The following is a 7,958-nucleotide window of genomic DNA, read 5'->3' as shown; positions in this document are numbered from 1 at the left end:
TTCTGGACGAGGCGACCAGCGCGCTGGACGCCCAGTCCGAGGCGGTGGTGCAGGCGGCCCTGGAACGCCTGTCCCAGGGCCGGACGACGCTGGTGATCGCGCACCGCCTGTCGACCGTGCGGAATGCCGACCGGATCGTCGTCATGGACGCCGGTAAGGTCGTCGAGACCGGCACCCATGATGAGTTGATCGTCCGGGGCGGGGCCTATGCCGATCTATACCGTTTGCAGTTCGACGAAGCCGAGTGATCCTGGCTGTCTTGACCGAGGGATCCGGCGCTCAGCGCCGGTAGCGGCGGGCCAGGGCGGACACGTCCGCCCCTGCGAAATAGCGCGCCAGCGTGTCAAGGTTGCGCGCCCCGCGCCGCAGCCAGCCCTGGCGGCGGTACTTGTCCGCCGAGGTCACGGCGGTCGCCGGCAGGCCGCGCAGGCGGGTTTTCAGACGCCGTGCCAACGCCACGTCCTCCATCAGGGCCAGGTCCGGATAGCCGCCGACATCCTCCAGCACCTCGCGGTGAATCAGCAACCCCTGGTCGCCGTAGGGCAGGCGAAACAGCCGCGACCGCAGGTTGGCCCAGCCGGCTACCCAGAACGGCATCACCCCCCGAGCATCAAAGCGCAACCGGAAGTGCCAGGCGCCTGGTTGGGTCAGGACAGGCAGAACCGCCTGCGTCCATCCCTCGGCTAGGTGGGTATCGGCATGAAGCACAAACAGCCAGTCACCCTCTGTCGCGGCGATTCCGCGCCTGACCTGCCCCCCGCGCGAGGGCGGGCCGGTCACGACCCGCGCACCCGCCTGCCCCGCGATCTGCAACGTCGCATCGCGCGAGCCGCCATCGCTGATGACCAGTTCGCGGATCAGCCCCGCCTGCAGCCCCTCTCCGAGGCTGCCCAGACAGGCCGGCAGGCCGCCCTCGGCGTCGAGGGTGGGGATCACAATGGAAATCGGTGCACGCATTGGCCTGTTCGCTTGTTGCCTAGGCGCCTATATGCGACCCAAAGGCAAAAGGAAAAGCGAATGGCAGACGAAAAGCGAAAGGTCCTGCGGGTACGCGGCGCCGAGGCACGCGACTTCCTTCAGGGCTTGGTGACAAATGACGTCTCCGGGCTGGACCGGGGGCTGGTCTATACCGCCCTGCTGACACCGCAGGGCAAGTACCTGGCCGATTTCTTCATGGTGCCCGAGGGCGAGAACGTGCTGCTGGACCTCGACGCGGAACTGGCGCCATCGGTGCTGCAACGGCTGACCATGTACAAGCTGCGCCGCCCGCTGGAGATAGAGGAAACCGACCTCTGCGTCAGCCGGGGCATCGGAGAGCCGCCGGAGGGCGCATTTGCCGATCCCCGTCACGGCTCTCTGGGGTGGCGCGGCTACGCCGGGCAGACGGGCGAGTCGGCGGACTGGGAGGCCCTGCGCGTGGCCGCCTGTGTCCCGGAAACCGGGGTCGAACTGACGCCAGATACCTTCATCCTCGAGGCCGGGTTCGAACGGCTGCACGGGGTCGATTTCCGCAAGGGCTGTTTCGTGGGCCAGGAAGTGACCGCGCGGATGAAACACAAGACCGAGCTGCGCAAGGGGCTGGTCACGGTCGAGGTCGAGGGCAACGCGCCCGTAGGCACCGAGATCATGGCCGGTGAAAAACCGGCGGGCACGCTCTACACCCAGGCCGAGGGGCGCGGCATCGCATACCTGCGGTTCGACCGGGCCAAGGAGGACATGCGGGCCGGGGATGCCGTGGTGCGCATGGTGTCATGACCTGGCAGGCCCGCATCGCCAAGGCGCTGGGGGCGCCCGTTTCCGACGCCCGCCCCTTGCAGGGCGGCGACCTCTCGCAGGTGTTCCGGGTCGATCTGGCGGATGGGCGCCGGGTGGCGGTCAAGCTGGGCGCGCTGGTGGGAGCAGAAGCGCGGATGCTGGCCGCCATGCAGGCCAGTGGCGCGGCAGTGCCCAAGGTGATCTGGTCCGGCGACGGTCTGCTGTGCCTTGAATGGCTGGACGAAACGCAGCCCTCGCCAGACGGGTGGCAAGCCCTGGGCGAAACGCTGGCCCGGCTCCACGCGGTCCGGGGGCCTCGCTATGGCTGGGACGCGGACCATGCCTTTGGCCGGGTGCGGATCGCGAATGCGCCTTGCGACAGCTGGCCGGATTTCTGGGCCGACCGTCGGCTGATGCCCTTCGTCCCCGATCTGCCCGCCCCGCTGGCGCGACGTATCGAGGCGCTGGCGCTGCGCCTGCCCGAACATCTGCCCGCATCCCCTGCCCCGGCGCTCTTGCATGGCGATCTATGGACCGGCAACGCGCTTTTCGCGGGCGATCAGGCCTACCTGATCGACCCCGCCTGCTATCACGGGCACGACGAGGTCGACCTTGCCATGCTGGAACTTTTCGGCCGGCCCGACGCGGGTTTCTGGGCCGGATACCACGCTTGCGACCCGGGACGCGAGGCACGCCGCCCCGTCTACCAGTTGTGGCCAGCACTGGTTCACCTGTCCCTGTTCGGCGCGGGCTATCGCGGCCTGGTCGAAGGCTTGCTGGATCGGCTTGGCGCCTGAAGAGGCTTTTCGAAGACCTGCACCACCAACCGCGCCCCGGCACCCTGCATCATCGCGGCACTGGCCTGGTTGAAGGCATGCACGCGCGTCATCCACGAGGAACAGCCCAGCACCGAGCTTTCAGCCTCGAACCGGGCAATCAGACGACGGGCCAACCCGCGATGCCGCCAGATCGGCGCAACGTAGATATGGTCCAAGACAGCCATCTTGCGGGCCTTTTCCAGTGCCGTCGCCGGCTGGTCGATCACCTGCCACAGCAGGTAGGCCCGCGCCACACCTTCGGTCCGATAGACCAGCGCGCGGGCGCCTTCGGCCATCCTCTCCGCCAGAAAGCCCTGCAGGTCCTCCTGCGGTCCCTCGGTGTGGAATCGCTCCGGCACATCGTCGGCGTGGTGGGCGTTGAGCGCAAACAGCATCTCCGCCAATGCGGGAATGTCGCGGTCAGTTGCGGTGTCGATCATGAAAAAGGCCTCCTGGCGTTGCGCCGGAGGCCCTTTCGTCAATGATTTTTCACCCCCGGCAATTACGGGGGTATGTGCGCGCGGGCCCCGAGGTCAGGCGCGCTCGGAATATTCCATCGTTTCGGTGTTCACGACGATGTCCTCATCCTGCGCCACGAATGGCGGCACCGTGATGCGCACGCCGTTGTCCAGCACGGCGGGCTTGAAACTGTTGGCCGCAGTCTGACCTTTGACCACCGGCTCTGTCTCGGCGATCTTGCAGACCACCTTTTGCGGCAGCGTCGCGTTCAGCGCCTCGGTGTCGTAGAATTCCACGACGATGGTCATGCCGTCCTGCAGGAAAGGGCGGCGTTCGCCGAGGATGTCCGCGGGCAGTTCGACCTGGTCGAATGTCTCGGTGTCCATGAAGGTCAGCATACCGTCGCTCTCGTAGAGGAACTGCATGTCCTTCTGTTCCAGGCGCACGCGTTCGACCTTGTCGGCGCTGCGGAAGCGTTCGTTCAGCTTGGACCCGTTGCGCAGGTTCTTCATCTCGACCTGAGCAAAGGCGCCGCCCTTGCCGGGCTTGACGTGGTCGACCTTGACCGCGACCCAGAGACCGTCGTTGTGTTCCAGCACGTTGCCGGGGCGGATTTCGTTACCGTTGATCTTGGGCATGGTCAGAACCGTGGCAAAAGGTTGATGATAAGTTGACGGTTCCTATATCTGGCCTGTTAGCGTCTGGCAAGGCAACGTATGTCGTGCTGCACACGCAGAAAGCCATGCACCAAGCGCATGGTAGCTATGCTAAATCGGGGTATCCGAATCGGAACGAATGGTCCATAACCCCCGTTACGCCAGAAAACACAAGAGCAATAATCAAAGGTCGAAACATGAAGGATTTCGTTGACAGCACCGCGTTCAACGCTGAGCAAGGCAACCGCGCCCGCAAGCTGTTCGCCGCCGTGGTGCTGGCTGCCCTGGACGATGCAATCGCCGACGACAAGAAGTACGGCAATGGCCCCGAACAGATCGCCCGCTGGGCGCGCTCGCGCGATGGTCGCGAAGTGCTGTCCTGCGCTGGGATCGACCCCAATGAGCGCGTGGTTTCGGGACTGATGGAATTCGTGGGCAAGGGGGTACGCACCTCGGTTGCCCTGTCGCGTGAAGAAAGCGAGCGCCGCCATGCGGCGCAGCAGGCCGAAGCCGCCTGATCCAAGACCATTCGAAGACCTATGAACTGACGCGCCCTTCAAAGGGCGCGTTTTTTCATGGCATCACGGATGACGTCGCGTGAACCTGCGAAAGCGTCAGCGGCCCTTGCGTCGGGCTCAGTCGAAGTCCTGGTTCATCATGACGCGGTGAATTTCGCGCCTCACCAGCTTGCGCACGTTGCGGGTGATCCGCTCTCCAAGTGCGCCCTGCAATTCCCGCCGAACGATATCCGCGACCATGCCTTGCAGTGCTTCTTCGCTCAATTCCGCCACGGCGGCGTGTTCCGGCGCCTCGGCCAGCGGACTGTCGGCGCGGGGCGCGTCGGTCTCACTCACAGGCGCTGCCGACGGTTCTTCCGGTTGATGATCTTCCCAGTCCAGCGTCTCTGCCGTTTCCGCATGGCGGACAAAGGCGGGTTTTGCATGCAGGGCCTCCGGTTCCGGCGTGTCGGACGCCGTCTCTGACGGATCAGCCGATACAGGCCCGTCATCGGGTTCCGGCTCCTGCGTTTCTCTCTCGATCGTTTCGCCAAGCTGTTCCGTGACGGTCTCCAGCGCGGCGGCAGCCACCAGCTCTTCGATCACATCATCGCTGTCCGGCGACTCTCCCTCGTCGGATCCGGGGGCGAAAATGCCATCCTCGATCGCGACGTCCTCATCGGACGGATCGTCACCGGATGCCGGTGTCCAGTCCTGCGACTGGCGCTGAAGCATCGCTTCCAGCGTGGCGATCTTGGTTTCAAGCGTATCCTCGACGACTTCCGCCTCTTCGCCGGCAAGGACCTCGTCCAGGTCCAGCGGTTCGCCGTCTTCCGTCCAGTCGGCGTAATCGGCGGCAAGGCCGGGTGCCCCCCCTGTCTCGACGGGGTCGTCGTGATCGAGAAGATCGGTCAGGCTGGACCGCAACGCGGCGATCTGTTCGGCCTCTGCCAAGTCTTCGGGCACCGGATCCTCTGGCAGATCGACCGGGCCTCCCGCGACATCATCGTCCGGCAGCGGGTCGTCGTCAGACGCAGGCGCGGTATCGACCGGCTCTGCAATGCGGGTCTCTGTCCAGTCGGCAACTTCCGGCAGGTCCCGGACGGCATCACCCTGCCCAAGGACAAGGGTCGCCACGGGCGCGGGCGGTTCATCCTGGGCTTCAGGCAGCTCCGTGACATCCGTCAGCATCATCGGCGCATCTGGCTGATGATCTTCTTCATCCTCCGGCACACGAAGCGCCGGCGACAAAACCAGCCGCTCTGCCGCCTGCGGCGGGGCGTCCCGGCGCGGGCGCCCTTCTTCGGACACCAAGCGGCGGATTGAGGACAGCACGTCCTCTATTTCGACGTTCGTTACGGAATTCGACATTGTTCCTGCCACTCTTGCCTCGGGCCAGAGTGTACCTGCAAAGCGGGATCGCGCACAACAGATGCGAAAAAAACTACTCTTTTCCCAGAGCCTTCAGGACACGGTCCAGCTCGGCCCCCTGTTTCGACCGATTGCGCGGCGCTTTCTTGACCAGGTTGTAATAAGCCGATGGATCGAACGAAGGCACATCCAGGTGCAGCGCCTCGGCGGTCAGCAGACCCAGAGACGACAGCACCTGGTACGAGGCGATGGCCTCGTCCACCTGTGCGCCGACTAGGCTGGCGCGGGCATCGAGCAATTCCTGTTCGGCGTCCAGCACGTCCAGCGTGGTTCGCGCGCCCAGCTTGGCCTCTTCCCGAACGCCCCGGAAGGCAACGGTTGCCGCACGCACCTGCTCCTCGAACGAGGTCCGGTTGGCACGGGCGACGCGCAGGTTGGCATAGGCCTGACCGACGTTCTGCTCGATTTCCGCCAGCACGACATGCAGCCGCCCCCGCTGTGCATCGCGGTTTGCCACGGCCTGGCGTTCCGAAGAATCAAGCGCACCGCCGGAATAGATCGGACCGCTGGCGCCCAGCGTGATCGACCCACCGCGCGAATAGGCAGAGTTGTCGAAATTTTCGGTCACCCCGTAGCTGCCTTCAAGGCTCACGGTCGGTTTCTTGGCGCCCTTGGCAATCAGGATGGCCAGTTCCGCCGCAGTGACCGCGTGCTGTTGGGAAATCAGTTCCGGATGCTGGTAAAGCGCCTGCTTCTTCGCCTCTGCCACACTGGCGGGCAGCTTTGGCAGGGAACGCGGGTTCACCAGGTTGCGCGGCTTGACCCCGACGGCTGCGAGGTATTCCTCACCCGCGACGATCAGATCACCCTGCGCGGCCGCCAGCGCGGCGCGCGCCTGGGCCAGGCGCGCCTCGGCCAGGGCGACATCGGTCCGCGTCACTTCCCCAACTTCGAACCGGTCGCGCGCGGCGCGCAATTCCTGCTGGATGACCCGCACGTTGTTTTCGCGCAGCGCCGTGGTTTCGGCAAAGCGGCGGATGTTCATGAAGGCAGCGGCAGCACGCAAGAGCACCTGCTGCTCGATCGCCACCAGTTGCGCGCGCGTGGCCAGCACCTGCTCCTTGGCCGCGTCGAGCCCCAGCTTGTTGCGGCCGCCGGCATAAAGCACGATCTCGGCGATCAGGTTGATGCTGGCGGTCTGGTTGACCCGCCCGCTTTCCACGAAGATCCCGAAGGTATTGGTGCCGCCGCTATAGCCGTATTCGCGACGGATGTTCCCGGTCCAGCGAAGCACCGGGCGCAGCTCGGCCAGCGCCTGCGCCACATCCTCGTCCGCGGCGCGCAGGGTGGCACGGTTCTGGTCCAACAATCCACTGTTCATGTAGGCCGCGGTCAGAGCCTCGGCGAGGGTTTCCGACCAGGAGGGTGCCGCCATTGCCGCGACAAGCGCGATGCCGGCAGCCCCCCGAATGCATGTTCTGCGAATCCTGCCCAGCACCGCTATCCCCACTGTCCCGACTACCCCGGCCTGTTTCATCCGCCCCGAACTAGAGAGCGAATTCGGCCTTTTTCTCAAAACCCTGAATGACCGGCGCCGTGCCGTTGAAAGCAAAGCGCCAGTTGATGTGACCGTCCAGCTTGTGCCCGATCTTCACCGTGCCCAAGGCGTTTTCCATGAAGATGACCGCGATGCGCCCACCATCCTTGAGTTGCGCCTCCAACCCTTCGGGCAGGACTTCGACACCGCCTTCGATCACGATGGCGTCGTAGGGCCCGTGTTCCGCCGCGCCTTCGGTCAGGGCGCCGGCCTGCAGCACGACGTTGTCCGCGTGATGTTCCGTCAGCAGCGCCTGCGCCTCGTCCACCAGGCTTTCATCCTCTTCGACCGCGACCACGGCCTCGGCGATATGGGCGATGACCGCAGAGGAATATCCATAGCCTGCACCGATATCCAGAACGAGGTCCGCGTTGGTCAGGTTCAGCGCATCCAGGATCTTGGCGAAAACCCGCGGATCCAGCAGGACGCGCCCTTCTCCGAGGTCCACATGCTCGCTGGCATAGGCGGCCTCGATGCGGTCACTGGGCACGAAGGCCTCACGCGGAACGCTCAGCATCGCGTCGATGATCGGAAATTCCGTGACGTCCGACGGGCGTACCTGTGTGTCGACCATCATCCGGCGGCGGGTGGCGAAGTCAGTCATGCACTAAACTCTTTCGTTCAGAAGCTTGATACAGGTTGTGCCACAACTGCCCTGAAGCGGCAATGACCCAAGCCACCAAACTTTGCGAATGTGACCGCATGACCCGCCGCACGATAGATCGAGATATCTGCTTGACGGCCACGCGCGTTCCGCCTAATCAGGCGGCCACTCTGGCGAGTTGGCGGAGTGGTGACGCAGCGG

9 protein-coding genes and 1 pseudogene are annotated in these 7,958 nt (G+C 64.9%); 4 read left to right on the top strand and 6 right to left on the bottom strand.

Going from position 1 to position 7,958, the window contains the following annotated elements; all coding sequences use genetic code 11:
- Positions 1 to 248: pseudogene (locus PVW46_RS25585) on the top strand (ABC transporter ATP-binding protein); the annotation flags it as partial.
- A 31-nt stretch (positions 249 to 279) separates the two neighbouring features.
- On the opposite strand, the gene PVW46_RS25580 reads toward PVW46_RS25585, so the two are convergent.
- Positions 280 to 957: a TIGR04283 family arsenosugar biosynthesis glycosyltransferase gene (locus PVW46_RS25580; RefSeq protein WP_069210126.1), complete on the bottom strand. Its 678-nt coding sequence runs from the start codon at positions 955 to 957 to the stop codon at positions 280 to 282.
- A 60-nt stretch (positions 958 to 1,017) separates the two neighbouring features.
- Here PVW46_RS25580 and ygfZ point away from each other — a divergent pair, with 60 nt between their 5' ends.
- Positions 1,018 to 1,755 carry a CAF17-like 4Fe-4S cluster assembly/insertion protein YgfZ gene (ygfZ, locus tag PVW46_RS25575; RefSeq protein ID WP_043146285.1) on the top strand — a complete coding sequence of 246 codons (738 nt, stop codon included), beginning with the start codon at positions 1,018 to 1,020 and terminating at the stop codon, positions 1,753 to 1,755.
- Entirely contained in the window at positions 1,752 to 2,552 is an 801-nt protein-coding gene (locus PVW46_RS25570) for a fructosamine kinase family protein (RefSeq protein ID WP_069210125.1), read from the top strand. Before ygfZ ends, PVW46_RS25570 begins: the two co-directional genes overlap by 4 nt.
- Here the strand turns inward: PVW46_RS25570 and PVW46_RS25565 are convergent.
- Positions 2,507 to 3,013, bottom strand: a complete 507-nt coding sequence (locus tag PVW46_RS25565) for a GNAT family N-acetyltransferase (RefSeq protein WP_069210124.1) — start codon at positions 3,011 to 3,013, stop codon at positions 2,507 to 2,509. The two genes, PVW46_RS25570 and PVW46_RS25565, sit on opposite strands and share 46 nt — an antisense overlap.
- A gap of 93 nt (positions 3,014 to 3,106) precedes the next feature.
- Positions 3,107 to 3,670: an elongation factor P gene (gene efp, locus PVW46_RS25560; RefSeq protein ID WP_043146278.1), complete on the bottom strand. Its 564-nt coding sequence runs from the start codon at positions 3,668 to 3,670 to the stop codon at positions 3,107 to 3,109.
- A gap of 215 nt (positions 3,671 to 3,885) precedes the next feature.
- Here efp and PVW46_RS25555 point away from each other — a divergent pair, with 215 nt between their 5' ends.
- The gene (locus PVW46_RS25555; protein WP_043146277.1) at positions 3,886 to 4,206 is read left to right on the top strand and encodes a DUF6280 family protein; all 321 of its coding nucleotides are present in this window, start codon (positions 3,886 to 3,888) and stop codon (positions 4,204 to 4,206) included.
- A 117-nt stretch (positions 4,207 to 4,323) separates the two neighbouring features.
- Here the strand turns inward: PVW46_RS25555 and PVW46_RS25550 are convergent, their stop codons facing one another.
- The 3 genes from PVW46_RS25550 to PVW46_RS25540 all read right to left on the bottom strand — a co-directional run bounded on the left by PVW46_RS25550 (position 4,324) and on the right by PVW46_RS25540 (position 7,757).
- Positions 4,324 to 5,556 carry a hypothetical protein gene (locus PVW46_RS25550; RefSeq protein WP_069210123.1) on the bottom strand — a complete coding sequence of 411 codons (1,233 nt, stop codon included), beginning with the start codon at positions 5,554 to 5,556 and terminating at the stop codon, positions 4,324 to 4,326.
- Between the two features lie 73 nt (positions 5,557 to 5,629).
- Positions 5,630 to 6,991 carry a TolC family outer membrane protein gene (locus PVW46_RS25545; protein WP_223306312.1) on the bottom strand — a complete coding sequence of 454 codons (1,362 nt, stop codon included), beginning with the start codon at positions 6,989 to 6,991 and terminating at the stop codon, positions 5,630 to 5,632.
- 112 nt (positions 6,992 to 7,103) lie between these two features.
- Positions 7,104 to 7,757, bottom strand: a complete 654-nt coding sequence (locus PVW46_RS25540) for a protein-L-isoaspartate O-methyltransferase family protein (RefSeq protein WP_043146272.1) — start codon at positions 7,755 to 7,757, stop codon at positions 7,104 to 7,106.
- Positions 7,758 to 7,958: the final 201 nt, after the last annotated feature.

Origin of the sequence: Mameliella sp. AT18, from assembly GCF_028807275.1 — a bacterium.
In the GTDB taxonomy this organism is placed as follows: Bacteria; Pseudomonadota; Alphaproteobacteria; order Rhodobacterales; family Rhodobacteraceae; genus Antarctobacter; species Antarctobacter albus.
Note: the sequence above shows the minus strand (reverse complement) of the source record. Positions and strands in the feature narration are given on the sequence as shown.

Coding starts and splice junctions, on each gene's coding strand:
- PVW46_RS25580 (WP_069210126.1), bottom strand. CDS start 957: ATGCGTGCACCGATTTCCATTGTGATCCCCACCCTCGACGCCGAGGGC.
- ygfZ (WP_043146285.1), top strand. CDS start 1,018: ATGGCAGACGAAAAGCGAAAGGTCCTGCGGGTACGCGGCGCCGAGGCA.
- PVW46_RS25570 (WP_069210125.1), top strand. CDS start 1,752: ATGACCTGGCAGGCCCGCATCGCCAAGGCGCTGGGGGCGCCCGTTTCC.
- PVW46_RS25565 (WP_069210124.1), bottom strand. CDS start 3,013: ATGATCGACACCGCAACTGACCGCGACATTCCCGCATTGGCGGAGATG.
- efp (WP_043146278.1), bottom strand. CDS start 3,670: ATGCCCAAGATCAACGGTAACGAAATCCGCCCCGGCAACGTGCTGGAA.
- PVW46_RS25555 (WP_043146277.1), top strand. CDS start 3,886: ATGAAGGATTTCGTTGACAGCACCGCGTTCAACGCTGAGCAAGGCAAC.
- PVW46_RS25550 (WP_069210123.1), bottom strand. CDS start 5,556: ATGTCGAATTCCGTAACGAACGTCGAAATAGAGGACGTGCTGTCCTCA.
- PVW46_RS25545 (WP_223306312.1), bottom strand. CDS start 6,991: ATGGCGGCACCCTCCTGGTCGGAAACCCTCGCCGAGGCTCTGACCGCG.
- PVW46_RS25540 (WP_043146272.1), bottom strand. CDS start 7,757: ATGACTGACTTCGCCACCCGCCGCCGGATGATGGTCGACACACAGGTA.